Origin of the sequence: Fibrobacter sp. UBA4297, from assembly GCF_002394865.1 — a bacterium.
Lineage (GTDB): Bacteria > Fibrobacterota > Fibrobacteria > Fibrobacterales > Fibrobacteraceae > Fibrobacter.
Genome location: NZ_DGUZ01000006.1, coordinates 12,510 through 37,594 on the forward strand (window position 1 = coordinate 12,510; position 25,085 = coordinate 37,594).

The following is a 25,085-nucleotide window of genomic DNA, read 5'->3' on the forward strand; positions in this document are numbered from 1 at the left end:
GTCACCAATAACAAGCGCCTTCAACTTTTTCAGCTCTTTCTGTTCTATAATTATCCGGTCGAACCCAATTTTTATTCGAAAGCATTTTTAAATAGAAATCTTCCGGTTTCATATGCCATATTTTGCAATAATTCGGATTTTCCCATCTATTTCCCTTAATACCAAATAACAATTGCAAAGCCCCACCCATGTGAATCGCTTTTTTCCCCTGTCTTTTGCAATGCGCTGCCAAAGGAAAGCCATAAGCACCACAACCAATTAAGCAAATATCGTAATCCTGTTTATCAATTTCATTTTCCATCCATCGAAGAGCGTCAAACCAGTCATTAAACTCACACTCCCCCCCCAATGATTGAACAGCTTTGACAGTTCTCAAATTAAAATTAGGTAAAACATCCGGATTATCGAACAATTCCGTTCTATGGTTATAATACTGATTCTCGATTAGTTCAGCAAACGGGTGTACAACAACAACATTTTTTCCCTCTAAAGCTTTCGACCACGGCTTTGAAGACCAATATGGTTCCAACATTAGTAAATGAATGAATTTACAATGTTGCGGTAGAGGCATAGCTTTTTCGTGCCCTATCCAAAGAGCCAAAACATCTAACTCCTTGGAATCCTCAATCATAAGCCTTGTAAACCTAGAAATCGTTTCCGGATTTGAAGGGAAAAAACCAGACCACCGTTCAAGTTGTTTGATTGCAGAATCCATCCACCACCACTGGGGTTGTTGCCCTCGTATATATTTTAAAGCACTGTGTTCAGAAGACTCTACGGCTAGGCAATTCTGGATAGCTTGAAGCTCCGTACTTCCAAATCTCGCAATCATGCATGGAGCATCAGAACTTAATTTACTGAATATAATATCAGAACTTTGTTCAACTGAAAGCCCAACATCCTCTGGCATTACATAAGTTGAACGATGACTCGGCATCGTCTTCTGATATATTTTTTGCAGGACTTTCAATACAAAGTGTATTAATTTTCCCATATTTTTTTTCTTTTTTTTGAATTAAAATATTTTTTTAAATTTAACAAACACCCATAAATCTTTGTAGAAAAAATAGCAAGTTTCAACATATAATTAGGATAATGGCGATAGGCTTTATAATAGTGATTATTAGCTTCGGTCATCATTAACCCGATTTTTGCCCAATTATATGATTTTGTCGTTGTAGTTCCATTTTCATGAATAACCGTCGCCTCAGGAGCAAAATAGTAGCGCAACCCAACTTTCAGCATCCGTTCGCTCAAGCACAAGCCCTCTGCATAAAGGAATGTTGCAGGATCAAACATTCCACATTTTTTAAAATCAATCATACGCGACATAAAAAAACATTCTGCAAAAGTATAATGAAAGCCCTCAGAAGCCAATTCCGCATATGTAATTTTTTTTTCATTTTTGAAAAAATATTTCTTTATCAGACCAATCCACGAATTACATATAACACGAAATAAATAAGGCTTTTTTTGTGGAGTTTGTCTTTTTCCTGTTACTCCAATAATATTTGGAGTAATAATTCCAATATCAGGAATATGCTCCAATTTTTCAATCATAACCTCAACAACGTTTTTATCAACAATTTTTATATCATTATTAGAAAAAAGAAGATATTCTATTTTGGGGAAATGTTTACTTACAAATTCAACACCTAAATTATTCGCCCTAGCAAAGCCAAGATTTTCTTTTGAATCTATAACAAAAAATTTCTTTGATGAATCTATAGGTTTCGTAATATCACAAACAACATCCCCCCCCAATTCACCCGCCAGATGTTTGTTACTCTCATCAGTAGAAGCGTTATTAACAAGAACAACTAGATTTTCGACATCTATTTTAGAGAGTTCATTCCGTATATACGAAATGCTCAAATCATCATTTTTATATCCGACAATAATGGTTGCAATCACAAGAAAATCCTTTCAATTTCATCGTAAAATAAGTTCTGTTCCCTAGAAACCCTTAATTTATATTCATCAAAATCTTTTACACACTGTTCATAATGATTTAAAACATAAAGAATTCTTTGTGTAATAACTGCTAAATTAGATTCTTTCACATCAAATTTATAAAAAGCACGTATTGGAACATCCTCATAAAAATATGATGCACCCTCCCTTCCAGTAATTATACAACAGCCATTAAGAACCGCTTCACGAGGAAGTCGATCTTTTCCAGGAAAATTTCCAAAGTCTATATACAATTTCGAGGTTTCTAACAATTCTTTTAACTGTATTCGAGTCAATCCCTTAAGCGGAATAAACTTAACATTAGGCAACCTAGAAATAATTTTTTTTGTAAATTTAAGACCCTTTGCGGGATTGTAAAGAACTATATTATTTTTTTCATTTTGGGGATTACCTGCAAGTTCCGTATTAATAAAATCTGATAGAGGCAATACTACTGAAAAATTTTGATTGTATAGGTGATGCTGAGCATATGTTGATTGATAAAGATGAATCAAACGATCATCATTTTTTTTCAAAATATCATTATCATTTTTACAAACACTTTTCATTCCACGTTTTAGCCAATTCTTTATACATCTTACTTTTTCAAGAATTCCTTTCTTAAATATAAGCTGTTGCATCAAAGTAGCTCTATTATATCTATTGTCTACAGACATCCACCAGCATGCTATTTTGATTTTTGTGTAAATCATAACAGCATCAAAAAAAACTTCTGGTACAACCAACAAATTCGAAGGATCATCATCAATAGCATTCGATGTTTTTACTTCGTATTTTTCATAATATTTGGTAACATTCTGCTGTAATGCCGGTCTACAATATGTATCTATATACACAATAAAAGCATTCTGAGCCTTTTTTCGAAGATAATCCACCAACTGATGGCAAAGTTCAACACCACCAGTCTGACCTCCATAAGGAGCTAAAACATAAATCTTTTGATACTTAGTCATATGCTTCTTCACATTTTCATATTTAACACATATTCAATAATCGGAGCCATATCAAAATATTGATAAAGTCCTAAACGACCTCCAAAAATAACATTTTTTTCTTGCAAGGCTAACAAGCGGTACTTATCTGCTAACGCATTATTTTTCTCATTATTTACTGGATAATATGGTTCCATCCCTTCTTTGTACTCCACAGGATACTCCTCAGAAACAACCGTTTTAGGACAATCGTAAACAGCTGATCCAAACATTTCAAAATGTTTATGTTCTATAATTCGTGTATAAGAATAATCACGCGACGTATAATTAACAACAGCATTTCCCTGATAATTCGAACAATCTAAAATATTTGTTTTGAAGTAAACTGAACGCCAATCCAACTTTCCATATTTATAATCAAAATATTCATCTATAGCTCCTGAATAAACTAATTTTTCAGCATCATTTCGCCACGAGTCCTTATATTCTTTAAAAAAATCTGTTTCCATTTTACAATCAACACCTTCAAGCAAACCCTCAATCAGCTTATTATAGCCTCCTATTGGGATTCCTTGGTACTTATCATTGAAATAATTATTATCAAAAGCCATTCGAACCGGCAAGCGGTTTATAATAAAAGCAGGCAAATTCTTACAATCTCGACCCCATTGTTTTTCTGTATATTCTTTAATGAGCTTTTCAAAAATATCCTTACCCACCAAAACTAACGCCTGTTCTTCGAGGTTTGTTGGCTCACGACCATTCAATGCCGCTAAGGCTTCGGCTTTCTGTTCTTCGATTTTTGCCTTTGCTTCTGCCGGAGTAGTAACGCCCCACATCTGGTAGAACGTGTTCATGTTAAAGGGCAGATTATAAAGCTTGCCTTTATAATTTGCAATGGGACTATTCGTATAGCGATTGAATTCAACGAAAGAGTTGACAAAATCCCACACATATTTATTGCTCGTATGGAAAATATGCGCGCCATACTTATGAACATTTATCCCCTCAATTTTTTCGCAATAAACATTGCCACCAAGTTGTGGACGTTTGTCAATGACTAAGCATTTTTTACCACTTTTAGTAGCACGATAAGCAAATGTCGCGCCAAAAAGACCAGACCCAACAATAAGATAATCGAATTTTTTCATATTATGACAAAGCCTCTTTTAAAAAATCGATGGATTTTGTTTTTAACTTTTGTCTAATTTCGTTAACCCTATTCCAGTCAATTTTACTTAAAACCAAATTTTCTGTAACATCTTTTGTAGACATAACAAGACGATTTTCCAATCCATAGGTAGACAACAGTGATTTAAATCTTGTTACAGCAACCGGAGAAACACAAATAAAAGGGACATTAAAAATAATACAAAAAACAGTTCCATGAAAAGAATCAGTTATAACAAATTTAGCTTTACTATACCCATAAATCCATTCTTCGACAGGCATAAATTGAGCCTCTTTTAATTGCTCTCTTTTATATACTTGAGATAAAAATCTTTGAGTCATTAAGTTTACAGGCTCTACACCTAAAATACCGGATACCTTTTTTATTACATTTCGTTCATCATCATTAAAGAAAAAAACATACTGCATAAGATCTATTTTTTTGTTAAAAGGGACATACCCTTTAATCAGATGAAGATAGTCTTCTTTGTCAAGCAGCATTGTTGGATCAAGCACTTGAGTCGCATTCACGTCAAAATAATCTTTGCATATTCTAACGCCAGATTTTTCACGAACAGACACCTTATTAAACCGTTGCAATAATGGTTTACAAATATTTAGCTGTTTTTGCGAAAATTCATTTTTATCAACACCAAAAGATGCAGCATAAGAAATTCGTTTAATTTGCAATTCTTTGGGAATAAAATCACAAAACATATGATATAAATCAGGACTTAGAGACGGTCTCCAGGTTTGGTCGCTACCAACAACAAAAGCTTCATAATGATTTGATATGACAAAATTTTCTAAATCCTTCTTAGAATAAAATTTTCGCGTAAGGTTTACATGTTTTTTTATAAAAGGCTTTATTAATTTCACTCGATAATCAAGATATAACAAAGGATTGATACATGATAACTCCTTTTTTCCCAATATATATCGTCTTATCAACCACAATACAGAATTTTTCAATTTGCTTTTAATCGGTAAATAATTATAAAGTTTCGTATTCATTATGGACGCATCATGACCAAGTCTCGTAAGAACTGTCTGCAAAGCAAACCCTTGCAAGATTCCTCCATAATTATCATAAGGTACGAGAGTAAGAATTCCTATTTTCATTTTTTCTTTTTCAACTTTGTTAATACCTTTTTTAATATTCTTTTTAAATATATTACAGAAAAGATAGACTTTAGTTTTGAATAATAATAAAAAAACATAGAGCGATGGCCACAAAAAGGTAACACAGAAGAAAAATCTGATGTGTCCTTTATCATACTATATATTTTTTCCTGTTGAATAGAAAAAACTAACGGTCGACTAAACTGATAATTATATTTTTTTGCTAAATCAATTGAAGCTTCCTTCAAAAAAAATTGGTCCTTTATAGCGTTAAAATATTTCATTCCTTTTTCAGAATTAACCAAAATACATGAAGCCCCTTTTTTATAAGGGAAATTCGGAAAAAATTCATGGCATCCCCAAAAATCTGCAGCAGTAATATCACCTACACGATTTACAGAAGCATATCTACACGAATAACATTTTTTTTCGCTAAATGTCCATTAAGAAAAGCCCAATAATAAGGGTCACAAATTGCCGGGATTATTTTTTCACCTTTCGTTGTCTTTACATAAGCCTTTGGAATACCTCCCCATGGTGATACCATTTTATTTCGAAACTCGAAACTTAATATTTTAGCCTTCCATTTGAATTCTCTCCATTCAATATATTTTTTAAAAAGATTATAATCCGGTGTTCCATGACATAATATATCGATCAATAATAGATTAGAATATTTTTCTTTAAAATGTGAACGAACCGCAGCAACTTGACAAGGTGTTCCAGAGAATAAAACTAATAGACCTTCTTCAAGTTTTTTTTTAATTTCTGGTAAAATATGTACAAAATTACTCTCAACATATTTTGAACCCTGTAACATATGCAAACCTTCAAGATTATCGACACAACAATGTTTTAACACCAAGTTTTGATCAAAAGCAGCTCCACATGCACAACCTCTTTTTTCTATTATATATTTTGCAAAAGCAAAAAATACACCCCCAGATGTTGACTTGAACAATTCAGGCCCTTTATATTGAGCACAAAAACATTTTTGTTCAAACATTAAACTTTCCTTTTTTTTGCATCTTTTTAAAAAAAGATGTGTGATTTATCAATAATTTTTTTAAAAAGATTAAAAAACTAGAACGTTCCTCTTTTTTTAAACCAACACACCATATACAAACAAAAGACCAAAAAAAGGATACTGCAGTAATAATAAAAAAACGCGTCCAAGATTGATTCATATTCAAGTAGACAACGAAAGGAAAAACTAATGCGATTACAGATGAGCAAAATATCGGAATGATTACTTGTTTTACGTAACTTGCCATTTTCATATTAATCTCCTTGTAAAACAACAAAACTCTTATTACAAGACAAAAGAAAGTAATAACTAGATGTATAAGAAAAACAGTTAATGCAGAAAAACCGATTTTAAAAAAAATATACGAAATAGGAATAACAGCCAACAAAAGAGAACCTACTATTATATTTAATTTCTTCACTTTTCCTATAGCCCCAGCAGCAACTGTCCAAGAATTCGCCAAACAATTTATCAAACAAGTGCAAAGGATCAATCGTAAAAATACTACTGTATCTTCAGGTACTATTTTGAGCCACAACTTAAGCAATATATCGGATTCAAAAAAAATTGGCAACATAATAAAAAAAAGAAGAAAATAGCCATATCTTGCACTAGCAAACATCAAGGTATGCATTCTATTAAAATTTTCACTTGCAAAATTTTTGACTATTTGCGGATTTAACGCCATTTGATAATTAGATACAAAAGAATTTATTAGATTATTCACTTGAACAGCAACACCCCTTGCAGCATTTACAACAGGTCCAAAAAACATATTTAACAAAAGATTTACGCCCTGTGTATTCGCCGCAAAAGCCAAATTTCCAAACAAAGACCAGCCTGAATAACATATTATTTCTTTTACAATCCCTCTATTTATATTTAACGTCATTATGCTTTCCGGGAAACGTCGTCTACAATAAACTCTATAAAGAATAAAATCAACAAATTGTATTACAAAAAGGAAAAAACCATAAAATAGAAGTTTATCAATAGGGGAATAAGATATAAGAAGAACAATAATCAACTTTGCTAAAGAATCAAAAACAGATATATATGCATATATATCCATTTTTTCACGTCCAACAATAAGTGATGTATAAGGAGTGTTTATAACGGACAAAAAAGCAGATGCATACGAAAATTGAAGAAGCCAAAAAGCAACATTCATTCGGTCTGAAGGTATTTGCATCTTTTCATAGAAAAACCATAAACCAATAGTTTCACAAAGTAATAAAATGATTACCGCAATAAATATATGAAACAAGGCCAATATTGAAAAAATATGTTTAAGCTGCGTTTGATCATTTCTACCTATATAAAAAGTTATATACCTAGATGACGCAGACGCCATAGCACCATTTAATGAGGCGAATATCGCAACTATTCCACCAATAACATTGTATATACCATAGTCTGATATCCCCAAAACATTGATAACAACTCGACTTGTGTATAATCCGATGAGCATAGTAAGTAACATTCGGAAATACAAAAAAAGAGTGTTTTTTGCTAGGGTTTTATTATTTGAAGAAATATTACTAGTCATTACCTCGCCGCCCTATACAGAGTCACCAACGGTTTGCAATATTCACCATTTTGCAAACGGTTGAATATACAAAAAACATTCCCGAACAAGTCGGGAATGACAAATAAGGCGGTTGCCTTGACTAAAATATATCGTTCAAAAGCAACCACCATTCCCTCTTACTTCACCAAACCTTTTTCCAAGTATTCGGCCAGGTTCGTGCGGACGCGGCTTGCGGCATCGTCGGCGGCGACCTTGCGCATGTCGCTTTCGACCATGATGCTCACGAGCTGCTCGAACGTCGTCTTTTGCGGGTTCCAGCCGAGTTCGGCCCTCGCCTTGGTCGGGTCGCCCCAGAGGTTCACCACGTCAGTCGGGCGGTAGAAATCTTCGGACACGGCCACAACGGTCTTGCCCGTAGCAACGTCGATGCCCTTTTCATGGACGCCTTCGCCTTCCCAGCGGAGTTCAATGCCTGCGTGGTGGAACGCGAGCGTCGCAAATTCACGGACGGTGTGCTGAACGCCGGTCGCGATAACGAAGTCTTCGGGCTTGTCGTGCTGCAAAATGAGCCACATGCACTCCACGTAGTCCTTGGCGTAGCCCCAGTCACGGAGGCTATCGAGGTTGCCGAGGAACAGGCAGTCCTGCTTGCCCTGGGCAATGCGGGCGGCGGCAAGCGTGATCTTGCGGGTCACGAATGTTTCGCCGCGGCGTTCAGATTCGTGGTTGAAGAGGATGCCGGAGCAGCAGAACATATTGTAGGCTTCGCGGTATTCCTTGACAATCCAGAAGCCGTAAAGCTTGGCCACGGCGTAGGGGCTGTACGGGTGGAACGGGGTGTTCTCGTTCTGCGGGACTTCTTCGACCTTGCCGTAGAGTTCACTGGTACTCGCCTGGTAGATGCGGCAAGTCTTTTCCAAATGGTTGGTGCGCACGGCTTCCAGTACGCGGAGCACTCCTGTAGCGTCAACGTCGGCGGTAAATTCCGGGGAGTCAAACGAGACCTGCACGTGGCTCTGGGCTGCAAGGTTGTAGATTTCGGTCGGCTGGACCTTGCCCACAACTTTCACGAGGCTCATGGAGTCGCCCATGTCGGCGTAGTGCAAATGGAAGTTCGGCTTTCCCTCGAGGTGGGCAATACGTTCGCGGTAGTCTACCGAAGAACGGCGGATGATGCCGTGGACTTCGTAGCCCTTGGCTAAAAGGAATTCAGACAGGTAGGAACCGTCTTGGCCGGTGACGCCTGTGATGAGTGCTACGTTTCGTTTTGTCATGTTTTAAGTTTCCTAGATCCTTCGACTTCGCTGCGCTCCGCTCAGGATGACACAGACGGCCATAAATGTTATGCCTTCAGGGATTCCTTGTACCAATCGAATAACTTCTGCACGCCCTCGTCGATTTCGACCTTGTGTGTCCAGCCGAGGCTGTGGAGCTTGCTCACGTCGATGAGCTTGCGCGGGGTGCCGTCGGGCTTGCTCGCGTCGAACACGACTTCGCCTTCGAAACCGACCGCCTTCACGACGAGTTCGCTGAGTTCACGGATGGTGAGTTCCTTGCCCGTACCCACGTTGATGTGGCAGTTGCGGATTTCACCGAGCTTCGGGATGGCACCGCCGCGGCCAGCGCTGTGGTTGCGGTCCACTGCGCCATCGACGCTTGCGCCGTAATGTACGCTGGAATATTTTTCGATGCCGATGATGTCGCTGAAATTCACGTTCAACAGCACATGTACCGATGCGTCGGCCATGTCTTCGCTCCAGAGGAATTCGCGGAGCGGCTTGCCGGTTCCCCAGAGGGTCACCTTGTTGTTCTCGATGCCGTACTTTGCGAGGACTTTCAAAATTTCGTCTTGGGAGGCGTTGCCATTGATGCCTTCGACCGGGCGCTTGTCCATGTCGACCTTGATGCTTGCCCAGTCACCATCATGGATGAGCTTTGCGAGGTACACTTTGCGCATCATGGCGGGCATCACGTGGCTGTTTTCCAGGTGGAAGTTGTCGTTCGGGCCGTAAAGGTTCGTGGGCATCACGGCGAGATAGTTGGTGCCGTACTGCAGGTTGTAACTTTCGCACATCTTGAGGCCTGCAATCTTTGCAATGGCGTATTCCTCGTTGGTGTACTCGAGTTCGCTCGTGAGGAGGGCGTCCTCCTTCATGGGCTGCGGGGCGTTCTTCGGGTAGATGCATGTAGAGCCGAGGAACAAAAATTTCTTCACGTTGTGGGCATAGGCCTCGCTGAACACGTTGCACTGGATTTTCATGTTCATCATCATGAAGTCTGCACGGTAGAGCGAGTTTGCCATGATGCCACCGACAAATGCCGCCGCTAACACCACTGCGTCGGGGCGTTCTTCGTCAAAGAACTTCTTGACGGCATATTGGTCAGTTAAATCGAGTTCCTTGTGGGTGCGGCCAACAAGGTTGTTGTATCCGCGGGACTTGAGATTATTCCAAATGGCAGAGCCCACCAAGCCGTGGTGGCCCGCAACGTAAATCTTTGAATTCTTGTCTAGCATTATAAGCTCGTTTTGAGTATAGGCTAAGGTATGCTAAATTTAGCAAAAATCAAAGCATTAAAAAGGTTAAGGGAGCGCCTAACTACTTAATCCTAATTAATTGCACGTCCTTGATCCAGAACGTCCTTTCGGCCTTGCCCAGGTTCAGGTCCAGGCGTGCAAACGGGTCGGTCACCTTGGGCGTGAATTCAAACTCATACGAGCGCCCAGTCGTCTTGACATTGACATGTTCCTGGAAACCGTTGGTCTTGTCGTTATAGATGTAGCCGCCCAACCGCGCCGTAATTATCCCTTCGACATCAGACCAGATTGTAAACACAATCTTGTACGTAGCGCCCATGACCACAGGAATGTTTTCGTGCAAAAGCTGGACGCTGTACGAAAAGTCGCCACCCCTCGTCACGTGGACCTGCATCACGTTCGAATTCTTTTCCTTGATGATAGACGTATCGGCAAGGCCATTCAGCTGCTTGTGGAAAATCCAGCCGTTGCCGCCTTCGCTAAAGTCGCCATTGAAGACAAAGTTCTTGTTCAGTTTTCCGCTGATTTCGTCCCAGATATCATCGACATAGTCGCAGTGTTCCACGCCCTTGGAATCCGAGTATTCGTAGCGCAGGGCCTGGAAGCTCGGCAGGAACCGTTCGTTCAGCGAGTTCCAGAGTTCCGTGTTTTCCGTGTTACTGAAATGGATAACGCCGTCTTCCCCAACCTTGGCGCTAGACAGGTCAAGCCCATCGACAAAGCGGTGCACGCGGAACGCTATAGACAAATTCACAATATTGTTTTCAATTTCAATCTGGGAGTAATGGTACCGCAACTCGAACAACTGAACGCTGTTCATCTCATAGACGAACGGAATGTCCTTGCCATTTTCATGAATGCGTCCGTAAATCGCGTCGTAGCCTTCCTTTTTGTCGATTTCAAAGGCGACGCCGATTTCCTTAAGGAACCCGCCATTTTTGAGATTGATGTTGTTGAACGCCTCCTCGACGACTTCGCCATCCGTGAACGAAATCGGGAGCACCGCCGCCGGGTCGTCCTCGTAGGGCCACAGCTGGAGCCCGTCTTCGAGAATCACCGAAGTGCCCACATAGAAACTGCAATAAGAGCGGACCTCGGTAAGCGTAAGCCGGAACGTGTCAATGACCACCCTTTCATCTTCGGCGGCAGCCTTCGTAAGCGAGAGAGGCTTTGTATCCGAATAGTCGATAGAGAAGTCCGCCGTAAGGCCGAGGTTTTCCGCAATTTCAGGATTCCCAATTTCAATACCGGCCGTAGTGTCGGATTCAGAACACCCGGCAAGCCACAATGCCACAAGCATGCAACCGATTATTGAATTCAAAAAACGCATCATACTCCTCGAGTTAGAGGGTACAGCTGGATATTGATTTGCACAACTTCCTCAGCTTCCCCCGCTTTTGCAGAGAAATCTAGTAGTTCTTTGCGCATCAGTTGCAAATGTTTTTTCAAATCGGGGAAATCTTCGCGTTTTATGCTGAAAGTAAGCGCCGAAACGTCCCTTTGCGGGCCCGGGAGCGTAGAAAGCATGTCCGCCGAGAGCTTGAGCATCTGGAGATGGTACATCTTGACCATCATGTCCTGGACTTCGTCGTCGGTGGTAATCAGGGGATCGCGCTGGCGGAATCCGTTCGCAGTCTTCACCAGAAGCCCAAGTTCAACGAGCAGCTTGAGCGATTCGGTCACCTGTACCGGCGTAATGAGACCGCCGAGGCGCTTGGAAATCCAGTCGGGAATCGGGCGAAAATCCTTGAGCGCCACCATCTCGAGAATCGCGGAGTGGTGCCATTCACGGAAAATGCGGAACTGCGCCGCATCCATCTTGTGCAGCTTGGAGCGCGGGCTCGCCTTCAAAAGCTGGGCGTAGTACACCTGCTTGTCCGCATCCGTCTGAGCCTGGTTGAAGAAAACGAGACTTTCAAAATATGCGGCACGCTGGCCATCCAAGCCGAGGCCGTGGATGAGCTTCACCACCGTGTTTTTTGTAATGTTTCGCTTCCCGTCAATCGTGAGCTTGAGATGGGCATGGCTCGAAAGCCCGGCCTTCTCCGCGAAGAAACGGAGGCTGAACGCCGGAACCGTCTTCTTCTTGAACTCATAGTAGTCCCGCAAGTACACGCGGTAGTTCGTGTACTGCAGCACATCAGGTTCAACTATGCGATTTTCTCCTGTTTCCATACGTTAAAAAATAGAAGTCTTCGGGCGCAAAAGCAAAGGATAATTGCTCTTTCTCGTTTACTGAGGTAACCATGTTAGACGAGAGGGGCAGGCTTTCCCCTGATTGCAGCCCCGGACGCATCAAGCACCGCGAGTACTCAGCAGAAATCCCGCGCGAGGAGCGCAAAGCGCACATGGTCCTCGAAATGATCGTGGAGGCGTTCGAACTCGCGGCAAATGCCTTCTTCTTCAAATCCGGCACGGCGGGCGACCGCGGCACTCTTCGGATTTTTGACCGATGCCGTAAGTTCAAGGCGGTTGAGCCCCATCGCAAAAGCTTCGCCCGCCACGAGCAAAAGCGCCTCAGTCGCGAGGCCACGACCGCAAAAACGCTCCCCAAGCCAATAGCTCACAGTCGCCGAGCGATTTTTCCACTGCACCCAGCCAAGCATGATGCAGCCCGCGATTTTCAATTTCGCGCTGTTTTCCACAGGCGTACCAGCACTCGCGCCCACAAGCGTGTCTTCACCGACCTTCTTGAAAACGCCCCAGCAGGCGCCATTCGCCATCTGCGCCTGCATGTTCCAGGCATCGATTTTCGCAGAAACATCTTCGGGAGTGCGGCATTCCACGGCAGGCCACGGCAAATGCTCAGACAAGAACTCGCGAGAGCCATCAATCAACTCGAACAGCGGCTGCACGTCCGCCTCGCCAAGTGGGCGCAACACGACACGCTCGCCATCAACCTCTTGCAGCGAGAATTCACAAAGTTCATCATCTAAAAAATCGTTCATATTCAACTCAACGATAGCATTTGTCATGTCACCGCATCTTACCATATCGCTCGAAGACGCAGAAGATAACGCACCCAAGGGGTTATGGCGTTTTTTTTTAGCGGTTTTCATGACTACATGCATATAATTTTCAATTTTAAGCATTTTTATATGCATTTTTGAGCCTATTTCTTATAAACTACGCACCAAACTAAGGTCTAGATTTACCGATGATACATATAAAAACCGACAATTTCGTCAATTTATATGCTCAAACGCCGGCATAATTCATTACTTTGTATAAAAACGTGCATATAAAAAGCCATTTTGTTCATTTTTATATGCATCCCCTCAAAAAACACCCAATAAACTCGTCATTCTGAGCCATTCAGGCATAACCGCGGCGCGGTTGGCGCGGTTGGCGCGGTTGGCGTGGTTGGCGTAAAAAAACGAAAAACCCGATAGCAAACTACCGGGTTTTTCAGTGCGGATGAAAGGACTTGAACCTTCATGCCCTTGCAGGCACTAGAACCTGAATCTAGCGTGTCTACCAGTTCCACCACATCCGCGTGGTGCACCAAATTTTGAAAAAAAAAGCCCTTTTGTCAAGGGGTCACGGGAATTTGGCGCTTTTTTGCGGGCGGGGCCAAATTTATTTGCGGACGGCTTCGCGGATCCAGTCCATGCGCTTGCCTTTCCAATAGCTCCAATCATGCTCGCCCTCCGGGTCGAACCGGAGTTCGCAGTCCACCTGCACCGCCTTGCAAAATTCCGTAATCCACGGCACCGTCTGGTCCGACGGGTAAAGCCTGTCCTTGCCGCCCTGCAAAAAACGAAAGCGCCCCACATGCATTTTCTTCGGCACGGCAAGTTTCGCAGGCTCTCCCAAGAAAGCCCCGAACGAGCTCATGAGCAGGCGGTCTTCCACAGCACGACGACCCTCCAGCGAATAGACGAGCACCCCAAGCGAGCCATCCGAAACGCCCACTAGCGACACACGCTCCACAGGCGCCCCGCGCCTTACCGCCACAGAATCCAGCGCCGCATCAACAGCAGCAATTGCAGCCGGCGTGACCCAGTGATTCTCACGACAGACAGACACGCTCACCACAATCTTTTCAGGATAAAGTTCCGCAAAGTCCGTACCCGCGACAAGCCCTTTTGCGCAGTTTGCGCTCCCCATGCCACCATGGAACCAGACCACGACCGGCGCATTTGCGCGGTTTTTCTTTTGCGACGCGCCCGCGCGCTTCACCGATAACTTGCGGGAGTTCTCGCGAACGGCCTTCGGCCACCAGATTCCCGCCGGACTCTGGAACGCCAGCGCTCCCGATGCGCTCCTGACATCAATTACAAGGGAATCTGGAGCCGCAAAAGCAAGCGCGCACGCCAGCAGCAACACCCAAGCCACCAAACCGCAATTCATCATTGCAATACATCCGCAGGGTTCTGCAACCTAACCCGACGCGGCTTGTGCACAAGCGCTACAAAAATAAAGATGATTCCGATAATCAACATGGAGCCGACAATCGCAAGCCCCATAAAGCACCAGTAAAAATGATAGCCGTCCATCAGGAATTCCCAGCTGAGTTCACCCTCGGTCGACGCCATCGACTTCACGATATACTTGTCCCCCACCTTGACCGCGCGGACTTCCATCGGGACTGCACTTGCATTCACCGCCGAAAAATCGTACCATTCCGCAAGTTCGTCCAAAATCTCGTCGGTCACATAGAGGACGAACGTGCACTTGGTATCCCCATTGAGCTGGAAATAGATTTTGTCGAAGAACGGGATGTTCGAGCCGCCGAACAAGCTTGGCATCGCGGCATAGCTCACCTTGCCATAAAACACGTGCTCCGTAAGGAACCCGAGTTCCTCGGACAATCCGTACTGAAACGAGCCATCCGTCATTTCGTATGCGGAATACTCTTTCACGATGCTTCGCGCCAGCGGGTACATATACCACGAGAGCCAACAGGCAAGGAAAATAAACAGCAAGCCAAAATTGATAAAGGCGATTTTACGGGCACGGAACACAGACATTTTAATCCCTATTAGACTTGAATATAAAGAAGAACGTGGCAAGCAAAAGCACAAGCGACAAGAAGTAGAACGCAAGCGGGACCTTTGTCGACAATGAAATCTCTTTCACGTTTTCCATTTGAAAAAAGTGGAGCAGTTCGTCACTTGCGCTGAGCGTCTTGTCGTTATTGAACTGACGCCAGGCATCGTACAAATCCAGATTTTTCTGGAACAAAACTTCAAGGCGCTTGGCAAGTGGCAACGGCAAGTTATCCGATTCCGGCATAACGGCATACCCCGCTTTAGCCGAATCCAGCTTGCGCAAAAGCGGCAAGTCCACCTCCGAAGAATGCATTTCCGCCAGCCGGTAAACGCGTTCCAGTTCGCTAAACCAAGCCGAACGTTCCGAGAGATAGCGCTGCAGGCAAGAGACTTTAGCGAGGACGCTCGACTTGAAATTGGAAACCATGGCCGCCGGAGGCACCGAAAAACCGGTCTGTTTGAGCTTTTGGACTCCACCTTCAAACGAGAGTGCCACTTCGCGGAGCGTCATCATCTGCGCAAGCACCACCGCCGAATCTACCTCGTAACCGCTACGGACGCGTTCCATCGAACGCATGAGGCTTGCATCGGCAAACTGGTAATCGCAAAGCGACTTCACGTATTGGGAATAAACGGCAACTTGCGGTTTTTGCGAAACATAAAACAGCGCCGTCAAACAAATCGTAAGAACGACGACAAGCCAAATCCAGGGCGTTTGGATTTTCATGTGCAAAGTTTCTGCAATTGATTTTTTCGTCTGTCCGTTCACATCTAGAAATTACTTTTTTTCTACTTTACGAACAATGAGATTCCGTCATTTAATCGCCTTTTTTGCCATTTTATGCAGTTTCGCCGGGTGTACCGTCGAACGAGCCGAAGAACATATCCTCGCAAGGCATGCAAATGGCGTCAAAAAGACCTCCATCTGGGTCTACCCCGACGGCACCATCCTCAAGCGTAACGAATGGTACAACGATGGCATCAAGGAACTCGAAATCCCCTACGAAGACAGTCTCCCGCACGGCGAATTCAAGCGCTGGACGGGCTTTGGCGATGTCGCGATGGTCGGGCGCTACAACAAGGGGAAAAAAGACGGCAAGTGGACGGTCTACTACCAGAACAAGAAAGTCGAAGCAGTCCAATATTACAAGGACGACCACCCCGTTGGCGACTGGGAAGGCTGGCACCACAATGGGCAAAAGTCCTTTGAACAACATTACAACGATAGCGGAAATGCAGTAGGCGTGTGGAAAAAATGGCACGACAATGGAGTGCTTGCCGAAGAAAACAATTGCCACCAGAACGAATCGGGATTTTCCAAAGACGGCAAATATGAACCAATTGCAGGATTCATCAAGCGTTATGGTCGAAACTGCAAAATTTTGGAAGAATTTGAATGTATCAATGGTCGATTAGACGGCGCCTATAAAAAATATTACGAATCATACGGCCCAGCCGATTCCACCCAGAATTGTGAACAAGCGCCAATTATGGAAGAAGGGATTATATGGGCCGGAGCCGACCCGTTGCCGCTAACTTTTTACAGAGCGGATGGAACCTTCATCAGAAAAATCAAGTCCGATTATATATACGGTCGCCAAAAAATCCAATGGTTCGACGAAAACAACAATGTTATCCGTGAAAGCAATTTTGTTGCAGATTTAACCGACCCGCCCCATAGTAATTCAGGCATCGCTTACGGCACATGCGCCAATTCATCTACGTTGTTCTGTGCTGAGACCTTATTCGTCCATTCGGAAAAACCCAATGGAGAACTCGACTCTTGCACTTTAAGCCATAAAGATGATTTCAAGAAAAGCATCGGCAAATATCCGGCATCGCTCCGATACATTCAAAAAGGACACGTTCTTTTGTACGAAGAATTGTGGGCATACGATGATCCGCCGTCAAGCTATGGCGATCCGACTCTTCGCACAAGCCGCAGTTTCTACCCAGACAGCATGGGTGGCAAAATGGCAAGCGAAGGTTTTTGGCAAAGATCTCCTGACGGCAAATCCAAACGCCACGGCATCTGGCGCAACTGGTACCCGAGCGGCATATTGAAAGACAGCCTCAACTACGTGAACGGCGAACGCGTCGGCGAACAATTCAGCTATGACAGCACCGGAAAGCTCACAATACATAAAACAGAAGCCGGCAAGAACCGGCCCGTCATTATGCACATTCTAGGGCATTGAGCGCGCACCTACGGATAGCCCACACCTCAAAGGCACGAAGTGCCAATATTTCCCTCTCGTCTCTAGTCTATAGCCACGGAGTGGCGTTCTTTCGTCTATCGTATAACGCTTGAGACTTCTATCGACTGCGTGGAGCCTTTGAAATTCCAGGAGACTTTGACTTTCACTTGTTTGGCATAGACATGCGAGACAGTCTCGTAATTCGATTCGGACCGCGATGTGTAATTTTCCGTGGCAGAGACGGTCACCTGCGAAGAGTACGTCACGGTAGCGGAATCGCCAAGACTGCGTGCCCACTTGCGTTCAATGTCCTGCACATCGAACGTCGTATCGGTCAGAGCCTTTGATGGAATAGACGCAATCCCCACAGACTTGAGGGAATCGAGCACCTGCTGCGCCACTTCAATAGCACCATCGCGTCCACGGATGCGCAACAAGGCATCATGGTTACCCCCCTGAAGATTCAATACGGCCATGTACATAAAACCGAGGACCGCCGCGGCGACCAGGATTTCAACAATACCAAAGCCTTTTTTATCCTTCAAAAGTTTTGCCATAATTCACCTACAATTTCGTCCAGGAGAGATCCGAGCTAGTCCTCCACATTGGAATCATCATATTGTTATTCTTTTGCTTGTACACGAGCCCATAGGCGTCGCTGCTTCCATATTGCATGCAAATGTGCCCTTCGGAAGGGGCGGCAGAAAGCCCGATTCGCGGAACGAACAAAGCGCCATTTTGAATCCAGTCCGGACCGTAATCGACCAAACTGATTTGGGCATCGCAACCAAACTTTGCCGGAGGCTCTATCTCAAACGTCGCAAATTCACTATCATCTGTAAGATTACCGTTATCGCAATCACTAGACATATATGCAGTAATCCTTTGGTCGTTGTCGTAGGCAACGCACAGGCTCCTAGACATTCGATTGGCTTCGTTGGCCATTCGCTCGAGAAATGCGGCCGTATTCATAGCGTGGTCCTTTATCCGGCTATTGATGACAGCACCTCTAAGGCTTGCCACCCCCATAGTCGATAAGACGCCCATAATCGAAACGACGACAAGGACTTCTACCAGGGTATAGCCTTTCTTTTTAGAACTGCGATTCAACATACCGATTTCTCCGAGCAAAGTCAAGGCAAAATTAACAATTAAAAGTCGGTTCCGCCTTGCTCCAAATTATAATATATAATAACGCGCCCCTAAAAGTAAACATTTGTAAACAGAAAATAATTTTTCTGCGAAAAAAAATGATAAAAACCAAATTAAATCGGGAGAGCGTGTAATTAATGTTACTCAAATTTGCTATATTCTGCACGCACAACCTGCCCAGGTGGTGGAATGGTAGACACTGGGGACTTAAAATCCCTTGGGGGCAACTCCGTGCGGGTTCAAGTCCCGCCCCGGGCATTGTTTTTGTGTTTCACTTCGCAGAAGGGAGGTAGATCATGATTGAATTCTATCCAAACAGCATATATTATCCGCGCGAAGCGGTCGACGAAAAGCTAGCCAAGGGCGAGCTCGAAAAGACCAAAAAGTACTTGATCGGCTGGACCGAGCGCCACCGCGAAGAAATTTGGGAATGCGCCCGCGAAGATGCCGAACAGCCTTCTGACGAAATCCTCCTCGACAACCTCCGCGCCCTCCTCCTCTGCAAGGGTTCTTTGCAGCCGGCCGCCGAAATGGGTGCTATGATCCGCGAAATCACGAAGGAAGTTTGGTACCAGAACGAAAATGGTCCGAAGGACCCGGATTTGATTGCCGTGGACTGGCAGACGAAGTACCTGACCAAGTGGCGTGAAGCCCGCATGTTCGAAGCATTCGTCCTTATCGAAAAGAACGCTAAGCAGCTCGTCGAAATTCTGAGAGCGTAATCACTCGCTAAAAACGCCAAAATGTGCAAAACATTTGCCAAGCTCCACCTAGTGGAGCTTTTCTTTTGCATTTATTGTCATGCCGGCCTCAGTGCGGGCATCGCCTTTAATAGTGTATGGTAACCCCGGAACGGAGTACGGGGTGTCAACAAGGGGTTAAACCCCACCGTGGAAGCGGATTGGGATCCAGATTTCGAGCTTGCCCTGTTTGCTGGGCGGGAGGCGCCAGAAATATTCGATGTGCTTTAAGAGCTTGACCTTGAACACATCGTTATCGGAACTCGTAAACATGATTTGCGGGTCCTTGAAGCGTCCAAGACTATCGAGCGTGAGGTGCAGCCCGAGGAACACATCGTCATCGGACTTGATAAATCGGGTCCCTTTGCGGGTCACACGAATTTTCTTGAAATACTCCGAGGAGAGGTAATGCAGGCCTGCGGCGCGGCCTTCCAAGAACATCGCAAGCTTGTTCAGGTCACGACCTGCGGTATTTTCAATCACGTAGATTTCGTCAATCGAGGGCATTTCCACGCGGCCGGTAAACGCTTCTTCAGGAACCTCCTCTTCTTCCTCGACATCCACGATAGGTTCGTACTGCGGAATGCTGTAGACAAAATACAGCACAGCCACAAAGACAAGCGCAAAGGCAAGCAATGGAGCGTTCCGTTTCAGCATAGCACTACTCGATGGACTTGATGCAAAGCTGCACCGTCTTGGTGTTGTTATAGTAATTCCAAATCGGCTCGAATACGACCGTCACTGGGCGGGAGCGCCCGAGCAAAGCCTTACTCTTACGCAGTCCAAAGGCGATAGCCGGGAAAACGGCACTCCCCGCCTGCGAGATTTCCATCTGCAAGTGTCCGCCACGAAGTTCACGCACGCGATGCACGGTCACGTTTTCAGCACGGAAGGCGGGGTACGGGAAGTTTCCGCCAAACGGTTCGAGCAAGTCGATGAACTCGAGAATCGAACGTTCACGGATCGGATAACGTCCCGTCGGCACGCGCGTCTCTACGGTCAGTTCGCGGAGCGCAATCTTGATGTCGTACGGGTACGATTCATCGGTGTTGATAACTTCACCCGTGTAGCCTTGATCTGCCGCAGACTGTAACAGGCGCCCACGCAACTCTTCAATTTTACCGGCTTCAAGCGAGAATCCCGCCGCATTGGCGTGGCCGCCCCAGCGGTCAAAAAGTTCACGGCTGTCAAAAAGCGCCTTGTGCCAGTTGAATCCAGGAACTGCACGGGCACTCGCATGTGCCATGCCGTTGATAATCGACAGCACAGCCGAAGGCCTGTGGAATTCCTGGGCAAGCTTTGCCGCGACAATGCCAATCACACCCACATGCCAGTTTTCGCCGGCAACTACAATCACGGTCGGGATGGTGTCGCCGTAAAGAGCCTTTACCTGTTCCATCGCCATTTCGGTGATTTCAGCTTCTTTCTGCTTGCGACGGGTGTTCCAGTCTTTCAGCTCTTCCAAAAGCTTGCCCGCTTCGACTTTGTTTTCGCACAAAAGAAGTTTCAAAGCCGGGTCCGGGCGTTCCATACGACCAGGAGCGTTGAGGAGCGGTGCAAGCTTGTACATCACGTCGATGCCGCCCACACAGCTATGGGGCTTCATGAGGGACGTGTACATTTCTTGCACGCCAGGCCAGCGACTGTTCTTGAGACTTTCGAGCCCGGTACGAGTAAAATAGCGGTTCTCGGGCGTCATCTGCACAAGGTCCGCAAGCGTTCCGAGGGCGACCAAGTCCAGATATTCCACCGGAGCCTTTATGCCAAGGCGGCTGAACAAGGCGCAAATAAACTTGTACGAAACGCCGACACCGCAAAGTTCCGGGTTCGGGTAATTGTCGCCCTCCTGGTGCGGGTCCAAAAGCACATCGCACACCGGCAGTCCATCGCCCGACGGCTGATGATGGTCCATGACCATGACCGCCATGCCGAGTTCCTTGGCGTGTGCAATTTCCACGTTCGCGGTAATGCCCGTATCTACAGTAATCAGATTGCGCGCCCCCGCCTCGTACATTTCATCGACGGCTGAAACCGAGAGGCCGTAGCCATCGCCAAAGCGGTTCGGGAGTCGCCATTCAGATTCAATGCCCACGGTCTTGAGGCAGCGGGTCAAAAGCGTCACGGACGTCATGCCGTCCAGGTCGTAGTCGCCAAAAATGAACACGCGCTCGCCTCGTTCGCGAACCGCGAGTATCCATTCCACAGCCTTGTCCATCCCCATCATCAAGTACGGGTCATGCACATCGCTCTCGTTAGAGCAGAGCATGTGGTACGCATCAGAAACAGTCTTGATGCCGCGCGAGACCAAGAACCTCGCGACCGCATGCGGAATCTTTAGCGTAGAGGACAAAGTTGAGGCGACAAGATCTTCCATTACTTGTAGCCTTCAAAAAGTTTTAGCGAGAGGTTCTGGAGGCAGGTCACTGCCGCCATTCGCCTGGAGGCGATTCTCGACATAGTTTCTTGCACGCTCACAAGAGCAGCTTCAAGGGCAGATGCCCCCACTTGCGGATAGCGTTCGAGATTCACGCTCGAGGTTGCTTCCGGGATGCGGAGCGGAGCGCCCGATTCTCGACGCAACAGGTCCGTGATCAAGAACGAGAGCACTTCGAGGAATCGGTTCACGATGGCCGGGTCTTCAAGTCCAGAATCTTCGAGCTTAAAGAACAGGTCCGTGTAGTCCTGCGAAAGTGACTTCTCGATAAAATCGACTGCAAGCGGGCACCAGTTTTTGGCGTGTTCAGCGTAGTAAAGCGCCATGCCAGGGGAACCCACAGCAAGACCAATCACATCGTCGGTCAGTGTCGATTCGTCAAATTCTTCACCGCCCACGCGGATGGCCTCCTGACGCACTTCCTCATCCGTGAGGGGTGGCAGGTGGAGCGCAAGGCAGCGCGAACGGATCGTCTGCAAGAGCTTTTCGCGAGACGAAGTCGTCAAAATGAAGTACGTGTTCGGCGGAACTTCTTCAAGAGTCTTGAGGAACGCGTTTGCCGCAGAATCGTTCATGCGGTCGGCCTCGGCGATAATCACCACGCGCACGCGGTCGCCCTTCATCGCAAAAGAGGCGGTCATCGTACGAATGAGTTCCACCGAAATCACGGCGCCCGCACTGAAAATATCCACGCGGTACGGGTTCTTCGTGATTTCTTCGATGTAGGCCTGTTTAAAATCCTGGATGGTCTTTGCAGAGCTCCCGGCAGAAACATCGGCAGCATTGCGGGCGCTAGCCTCTTTCGCCTCCATCGGCACAACCCAGTTGTCGGTCACGCCGGTATCGGCTGCCATTTTGCAGCCGAAGCAATTACCGCACGGGCGAACACTCGGGTTTGTGCACTGGAGCGCCTGGGCAATTTCCATCGCGAGCGCTTTTTTGCCAATGCCCACAGGGCCGTCGATAAGAATCGACTGCGGGAAGCGGTTCTCACGCAACGCCGCCATAAGACGAATGCGGATTCGTTCCTGGGATGCGGGGCCATTTAAGCGATATTCTATCATCTCTGTTTCAACCATTGCAACGGGTCCACGGTCTGTGTCCCTTCGCTTACTTGGAAATACAATTTAATACCATTTAACGAAGCAATATCGCCCACTTCTCCAATTTCTTCGCATTTCTTGACACTTTTGCCCTCTTGGACGTGGATTGCCTTCATGTGACCGTACACCGTGTACGTTCCATCTTCGTGTTCAATGATCACAGAGGGGCCACGGCCGTCAATTTCGGCGACCATCGCTACAGTTCCGGCTGCTGCGGCACGAATGCGGCCACCGCGCTTTCCGCGGATTTCCACCCCGAGGTTGCGCGTCATGATGTGGAGCACCGGGTGTTCTTGCAGACCGTATTCGCTGATAATCGGGCCGTCGAGCGGCATGCACTTGGGACCTTTGAAGTGAGGCACCGGAATCTGCTTTTGGGCGGTTTCGGCCTCACGCTTCTTTTCTGATTCGCGCTTCTTGTCGGCCGCCTGACGTTTTTTCTCGGCTTCGCGTTCCTTCTTCTTGAGAGCGGCGAGGCGGGCTGCCTCGGCGCGCTTCGCTTCCTCGATTTCTCGCTTGCGGCGCTGCTCAAGTTTCTTGAGGAGCGCAAGCATGGTCTTCTGATTGCGTTCGAATTCCTTGAGCGCCATGCGCTGCACGGCCTTGTCGTGCTTGAGGGAATTCAGCATGCGGGCCTGACCGTTCATCTGCGCTACAAGACCGCGTTCTTCGACCGCCTTGCGGGAGCGGAGTCTCGAAAGCTCGGCCAAGTGTTTCTCTTGCGTCTGTTGTTTTTGCGTGCGTTCAGCAATGAGCTGGCGGAGCGTTTCTACGTCTTCGCGGTCGCGGTTCAGCAAGTGGTGTACCCAGTAAACTTCGCGTTCCGGGTTCCCGTTCTTGGTCAAAAGTTCAAAAAGGATTTCGGCATCGTTACTGCGGCCGTGTACATACAAATTACGGACACGTTTTCTCATGGCACGCTTACGGGCCTTAATTTTTGAGTCAAGAGAATCGATATCCATCACCAATTGCTTGACCGCCCCCTGCAACATATCCTCATTGCGGGTCAGTTCCGAAAGGTAAGACCTGGTGCGGTTCAAGTTCTGGTCCAAAAGCGAAATCGTATTCAAGACGCCCTTTTCTTCGGTTTCAAGGACGGCCAGTTCCTCGCGCTTTTTCGCAAGATCGACCTCTAGCTTTTTGAGGGCGTTCTTTTGTTCATCAATCTGCGCATCGGTCTTTTTCGGGGCCGCATAAGACGAAACAGCAGAGCCCGCCACCACGGCAAAGATGAAAACCAAAAGCGGAATGAACCGGCAAACAAGACGCATTATTCCTGCTCACCCTTCTTTTCGAACAAGAAACTGCGCACCGTACGGAAACTAAAGTAGCCCGCGAGCATCGTTTCCAAGAGCACCGTAAACAGCGCTACGATTCCAAAGTAGGCAACGCCACTTGCTACAATCGGGAACATCTGCACAAGCGAACGGATGACAAGCCCAAGCAACAAAATAGCAACGCCACTCCCTAAAAACCCTTGCATTGCCCCTTCGAGCACAAACGGGAATTCAATAAACAGATAACTGCCGCCCGCGTACTTCATGTTCTCGACCAGGAGTTTGCGGGACATGAGTGAAAGCCTCACCGAGTTGCAAATGATAAGCGAGAGCGTAATGAGCAAAAGGATACTGATGCAAATCGGCCAGAAAATCATCTTGAACTTCCACGACGCAATTCGCGAAGCCCACTCCAACGGAGCCTGCACCTCTTCAAAATACGCTTCTTCGGCAATCGTGTTGCGCACTTCGGAAAGGTCTGCCGGGTTGCGAGCCTCTTCGCTCAAAGACACACGGAAAAACGCGGGGATCGGATTCCCTTCGACAAGTTCCAGCATGTCCGATGAAAAATGGTTGCTAAAATCGGCGAGCGCCGAATCCGCACTCACAAACGTTACAGACTCCACATGGCGCGTATGCTTTAGCCGCGTCTGGATAACCGCAATGGAATCTTCGGGAACGTCCTCTTTCAAGAACGCCTCAATCACGTACAGCGATTTTTCGGCCGAGAGGAGCTTAAACGAGACGCCGAGCGCCGTAAAAGAGGCCGAGAGCAAAAGCGAGCACAGGAAAATCGTGAGCAAAGACGGGAGAATCACCGTGCGGTGCTGCTTCCATCCTCTAAAAGATTCCGATATTAAGTAACCTAATTGTCCGAACACGCCTCGAATATAAT

25 protein-coding genes and 2 tRNA genes are annotated in these 25,085 nt (G+C 46.1%); 3 read left to right on the top strand and 24 right to left on the bottom strand.

What is annotated here, in order from left to right; genetic code table 11:
- Window position 1: 1 nt before the first annotated feature.
- From B3A20_RS02025 to B3A20_RS02100, 17 genes are all read right to left on the bottom strand, one after another.
- Window positions 2-994, bottom strand: a complete 993-nt coding sequence (locus B3A20_RS02025; protein WP_290761289.1) for a hypothetical protein — start codon at window positions 992-994, stop codon at window positions 2-4.
- Window positions 982-1,914 (bottom strand): glycosyltransferase, encoded by a 933-nt coding sequence (locus B3A20_RS02030; RefSeq protein ID WP_290761291.1) that lies wholly within the window; start codon window positions 1,912-1,914, stop codon window positions 982-984. The genes B3A20_RS02025 and B3A20_RS02030 overlap by 13 nt, the downstream gene beginning before the upstream one ends.
- Window positions 1,911-2,927, bottom strand: coding sequence for a hypothetical protein (locus tag B3A20_RS02035; protein WP_290761293.1), 1,017 nt, complete (start codon window positions 2,925-2,927; stop codon window positions 1,911-1,913). The genes B3A20_RS02030 and B3A20_RS02035 overlap by 4 nt, the downstream gene beginning before the upstream one ends.
- A gap of 8 nt (window positions 2,928-2,935) precedes the next feature.
- Entirely contained in the window at window positions 2,936-4,057 is a 1,122-nt protein-coding gene (glf, locus tag B3A20_RS02040) for a UDP-galactopyranose mutase (protein ID WP_290761295.1), read from the bottom strand.
- A 1-nt stretch (window position 4,058) separates the two neighbouring features.
- On the bottom strand, window positions 4,059-5,198 hold the full coding sequence (locus B3A20_RS02045) for a polysaccharide pyruvyl transferase family protein (RefSeq protein WP_290761297.1): 1,140 nt from the start codon (window positions 5,196-5,198) through the stop codon (window positions 4,059-4,061).
- The gene (locus tag B3A20_RS15595; RefSeq protein ID WP_366916696.1) at window positions 5,195-5,578 is read right to left on the bottom strand and encodes a hypothetical protein; all 384 of its coding nucleotides are present in this window, start codon (window positions 5,576-5,578) and stop codon (window positions 5,195-5,197) included. Before B3A20_RS15595 ends, B3A20_RS02045 begins: the two co-directional genes overlap by 4 nt.
- 14 nt (window positions 5,579-5,592) lie before the next feature.
- A complete protein-coding gene (locus B3A20_RS02050) occupies window positions 5,593-6,204 on the bottom strand; it encodes a Coenzyme F420 hydrogenase/dehydrogenase, beta subunit C-terminal domain (RefSeq protein WP_290761299.1) in 612 nt (203 codons plus the stop codon).
- Window positions 6,197-7,774, bottom strand: a complete 1,578-nt coding sequence (locus tag B3A20_RS02055) for a hypothetical protein (protein ID WP_290761301.1) — start codon at window positions 7,772-7,774, stop codon at window positions 6,197-6,199. Before B3A20_RS02055 ends, B3A20_RS02050 begins: the two co-directional genes overlap by 8 nt.
- 158 nt (window positions 7,775-7,932) lie before the next feature.
- Window positions 7,933-9,030 carry a GDP-mannose 4,6-dehydratase gene (gene gmd, locus B3A20_RS02060; RefSeq protein WP_290761303.1) on the bottom strand — a complete coding sequence of 366 codons (1,098 nt, stop codon included), beginning with the start codon at window positions 9,028-9,030 and terminating at the stop codon, window positions 7,933-7,935.
- A gap of 68 nt (window positions 9,031-9,098) precedes the next feature.
- Window positions 9,099-10,271, bottom strand: a complete 1,173-nt coding sequence (locus tag B3A20_RS02065; RefSeq protein ID WP_290761306.1) for a GDP-L-fucose synthase family protein — start codon at window positions 10,269-10,271, stop codon at window positions 9,099-9,101.
- A gap of 82 nt (window positions 10,272-10,353) precedes the next feature.
- The gene (locus B3A20_RS02070) at window positions 10,354-11,625 is read right to left on the bottom strand and encodes a carbohydrate binding domain-containing protein (RefSeq protein ID WP_290761308.1); all 1,272 of its coding nucleotides are present in this window, start codon (window positions 11,623-11,625) and stop codon (window positions 10,354-10,356) included.
- Window positions 11,622-12,467, bottom strand: a complete 846-nt coding sequence (locus B3A20_RS02075; RefSeq protein WP_290761310.1) for a TIGR02147 family protein — start codon at window positions 12,465-12,467, stop codon at window positions 11,622-11,624. The genes B3A20_RS02070 and B3A20_RS02075 overlap by 4 nt, the downstream gene beginning before the upstream one ends.
- Before the next feature lie 137 nt (window positions 12,468-12,604).
- Window positions 12,605-13,240 carry a GNAT family N-acetyltransferase gene (locus B3A20_RS02080; RefSeq protein ID WP_290761312.1) on the bottom strand — a complete coding sequence of 212 codons (636 nt, stop codon included), beginning with the start codon at window positions 13,238-13,240 and terminating at the stop codon, window positions 12,605-12,607.
- A 464-nt stretch (window positions 13,241-13,704) separates the two neighbouring features.
- Window positions 13,705-13,788 (bottom strand) — tRNA-Leu (locus tag B3A20_RS02085).
- Between the two features lie 83 nt (window positions 13,789-13,871).
- Window positions 13,872-14,648 (bottom strand): hypothetical protein, encoded by a 777-nt coding sequence (locus B3A20_RS02090; protein ID WP_290761314.1) that lies wholly within the window; start codon window positions 14,646-14,648, stop codon window positions 13,872-13,874.
- Window positions 14,645-15,265, bottom strand: a complete 621-nt coding sequence (locus B3A20_RS02095; RefSeq protein ID WP_290761316.1) for a hypothetical protein — start codon at window positions 15,263-15,265, stop codon at window positions 14,645-14,647. The genes B3A20_RS02090 and B3A20_RS02095 overlap by 4 nt, the downstream gene beginning before the upstream one ends.
- Window position 15,266: 1 nt before the next feature.
- Entirely contained in the window at window positions 15,267-16,013 is a 747-nt protein-coding gene (locus tag B3A20_RS02100; RefSeq protein WP_290761317.1) for a hypothetical protein, read from the bottom strand.
- Window positions 16,014-16,089: 76 nt separating this feature from the next.
- Here B3A20_RS02100 and B3A20_RS02105 point away from each other — a divergent pair, with 76 nt between their 5' ends.
- Window positions 16,090-17,484 carry a toxin-antitoxin system YwqK family antitoxin gene (locus B3A20_RS02105; RefSeq protein WP_290761319.1) on the top strand — a complete coding sequence of 465 codons (1,395 nt, stop codon included), beginning with the start codon at window positions 16,090-16,092 and terminating at the stop codon, window positions 17,482-17,484.
- Between the two features lie 95 nt (window positions 17,485-17,579).
- Here the strand turns inward: B3A20_RS02105 and B3A20_RS02110 are convergent, their stop codons facing one another.
- Window positions 17,580-18,041 carry a type IV pilus modification PilV family protein gene (locus B3A20_RS02110; protein WP_290761321.1) on the bottom strand — a complete coding sequence of 154 codons (462 nt, stop codon included), beginning with the start codon at window positions 18,039-18,041 and terminating at the stop codon, window positions 17,580-17,582.
- Between the two features lie 7 nt (window positions 18,042-18,048).
- Window positions 18,049-18,597, bottom strand: coding sequence for a pilus assembly FimT family protein (locus B3A20_RS02115; protein WP_290761324.1), 549 nt, complete (start codon window positions 18,595-18,597; stop codon window positions 18,049-18,051).
- 214 nt (window positions 18,598-18,811) lie between these two features.
- On the opposite strand from B3A20_RS02115, the gene B3A20_RS02120 reads away from it, so the two are divergent.
- Window positions 18,812-18,894, top strand: a tRNA-Leu gene (locus B3A20_RS02120).
- 38 nt (window positions 18,895-18,932) lie between these two features.
- A complete protein-coding gene (locus B3A20_RS02125) occupies window positions 18,933-19,358 on the top strand; it encodes a hypothetical protein (RefSeq protein ID WP_290761326.1) in 426 nt (141 codons plus the stop codon).
- A 156-nt stretch (window positions 19,359-19,514) separates the two neighbouring features.
- Here the strand turns inward: B3A20_RS02125 and B3A20_RS02130 are convergent, their stop codons facing one another.
- The 5 genes from B3A20_RS02130 to B3A20_RS02150 are packed head-to-tail and all read right to left on the bottom strand — an operon-like array spanning window position 19,515 to window position 25,071.
- Window positions 19,515-20,033, bottom strand: a complete 519-nt coding sequence (locus B3A20_RS02130) for a hypothetical protein (RefSeq protein WP_290761328.1) — start codon at window positions 20,031-20,033, stop codon at window positions 19,515-19,517.
- A gap of 4 nt (window positions 20,034-20,037) precedes the next feature.
- Entirely contained in the window at window positions 20,038-21,750 is a 1,713-nt protein-coding gene (gene recJ, locus B3A20_RS02135) for a single-stranded-DNA-specific exonuclease RecJ (RefSeq protein ID WP_290761331.1), read from the bottom strand.
- Window positions 21,750-22,889 carry an ATP-binding protein gene (locus B3A20_RS02140; RefSeq protein WP_290761333.1) on the bottom strand — a complete coding sequence of 380 codons (1,140 nt, stop codon included), beginning with the start codon at window positions 22,887-22,889 and terminating at the stop codon, window positions 21,750-21,752. Before B3A20_RS02140 ends, recJ begins: the two co-directional genes overlap by 1 nt.
- Entirely contained in the window at window positions 22,871-24,184 is a 1,314-nt protein-coding gene (locus B3A20_RS02145; RefSeq protein ID WP_290761334.1) for a murein hydrolase activator EnvC family protein, read from the bottom strand. The genes B3A20_RS02140 and B3A20_RS02145 overlap by 19 nt, the downstream gene beginning before the upstream one ends.
- Window positions 24,184-25,071 carry a cell division protein FtsX gene (locus tag B3A20_RS02150; RefSeq protein WP_290761336.1) on the bottom strand — a complete coding sequence of 296 codons (888 nt, stop codon included), beginning with the start codon at window positions 25,069-25,071 and terminating at the stop codon, window positions 24,184-24,186. The genes B3A20_RS02145 and B3A20_RS02150 overlap by 1 nt, the downstream gene beginning before the upstream one ends.
- Between the last annotated feature and the right edge of the window lie 14 nt (window positions 25,072-25,085).

What these genes read in the sequence shown, in the direction of transcription:
- B3A20_RS02090 (WP_290761314.1), bottom strand. Translation starts at nt 14,648, where the DNA reads ATGATGAATTGCGGTTTGGTGGCTTGGGTGTTGCTGCTGGCGTGCGCG.
- B3A20_RS02100 (WP_290761317.1), bottom strand. Translation starts at nt 16,013, where the DNA reads ATGAAAATCCAAACGCCCTGGATTTGGCTTGTCGTCGTTCTTACGATT.
- B3A20_RS02130 (WP_290761328.1), bottom strand. Translation starts at nt 20,033, where the DNA reads ATGCTGAAACGGAACGCTCCATTGCTTGCCTTTGCGCTTGTCTTTGTG.
- B3A20_RS02105 (WP_290761319.1), top strand. Translation starts at nt 16,090, where the DNA reads ATGAGATTCCGTCATTTAATCGCCTTTTTTGCCATTTTATGCAGTTTC.
- B3A20_RS02140 (WP_290761333.1), bottom strand. Translation starts at nt 22,889, where the DNA reads ATGGTTGAAACAGAGATGATAGAATATCGCTTAAATGGCCCCGCATCC.
- B3A20_RS02075 (WP_290761310.1), bottom strand. Translation starts at nt 12,467, where the DNA reads ATGGAAACAGGAGAAAATCGCATAGTTGAACCTGATGTGCTGCAGTAC.
- B3A20_RS02065 (WP_290761306.1), bottom strand. Translation starts at nt 10,271, where the DNA reads ATGCTAGACAAGAATTCAAAGATTTACGTTGCGGGCCACCACGGCTTG.
- B3A20_RS02070 (WP_290761308.1), bottom strand. Translation starts at nt 11,625, where the DNA reads ATGATGCGTTTTTTGAATTCAATAATCGGTTGCATGCTTGTGGCATTG.
- B3A20_RS02125 (WP_290761326.1), top strand. Translation starts at nt 18,933, where the DNA reads ATGATTGAATTCTATCCAAACAGCATATATTATCCGCGCGAAGCGGTC.
- gmd (WP_290761303.1), bottom strand. Translation starts at nt 9,030, where the DNA reads ATGACAAAACGAAACGTAGCACTCATCACAGGCGTCACCGGCCAAGAC.
- B3A20_RS02095 (WP_290761316.1), bottom strand. Translation starts at nt 15,265, where the DNA reads ATGTCTGTGTTCCGTGCCCGTAAAATCGCCTTTATCAATTTTGGCTTG.
- B3A20_RS02050 (WP_290761299.1), bottom strand. Translation starts at nt 6,204, where the DNA reads ATGTTTGAACAAAAATGTTTTTGTGCTCAATATAAAGGGCCTGAATTG.
- recJ (WP_290761331.1), bottom strand. Translation starts at nt 21,750, where the DNA reads ATGGAAGATCTTGTCGCCTCAACTTTGTCCTCTACGCTAAAGATTCCG.
- B3A20_RS02145 (WP_290761334.1), bottom strand. Translation starts at nt 24,184, where the DNA reads ATGCGTCTTGTTTGCCGGTTCATTCCGCTTTTGGTTTTCATCTTTGCC.
- B3A20_RS02080 (WP_290761312.1), bottom strand. Translation starts at nt 13,240, where the DNA reads ATGAACGATTTTTTAGATGATGAACTTTGTGAATTCTCGCTGCAAGAG.
- B3A20_RS02045 (WP_290761297.1), bottom strand. Translation starts at nt 5,198, where the DNA reads ATGAAAATAGGAATTCTTACTCTCGTACCTTATGATAATTATGGAGGA.
- B3A20_RS02115 (WP_290761324.1), bottom strand. Translation starts at nt 18,597, where the DNA reads ATGTTGAATCGCAGTTCTAAAAAGAAAGGCTATACCCTGGTAGAAGTC.
- glf (WP_290761295.1), bottom strand. Translation starts at nt 4,057, where the DNA reads ATGAAAAAATTCGATTATCTTATTGTTGGGTCTGGTCTTTTTGGCGCG.
- B3A20_RS02025 (WP_290761289.1), bottom strand. Translation starts at nt 994, where the DNA reads ATGGGAAAATTAATACACTTTGTATTGAAAGTCCTGCAAAAAATATAT.
- B3A20_RS02110 (WP_290761321.1), bottom strand. Translation starts at nt 18,041, where the DNA reads ATGGCAAAACTTTTGAAGGATAAAAAAGGCTTTGGTATTGTTGAAATC.
- B3A20_RS02055 (WP_290761301.1), bottom strand. Translation starts at nt 7,774, where the DNA reads ATGACTAGTAATATTTCTTCAAATAATAAAACCCTAGCAAAAAACACT.
- B3A20_RS02035 (WP_290761293.1), bottom strand. Translation starts at nt 2,927, where the DNA reads ATGACTAAGTATCAAAAGATTTATGTTTTAGCTCCTTATGGAGGTCAG.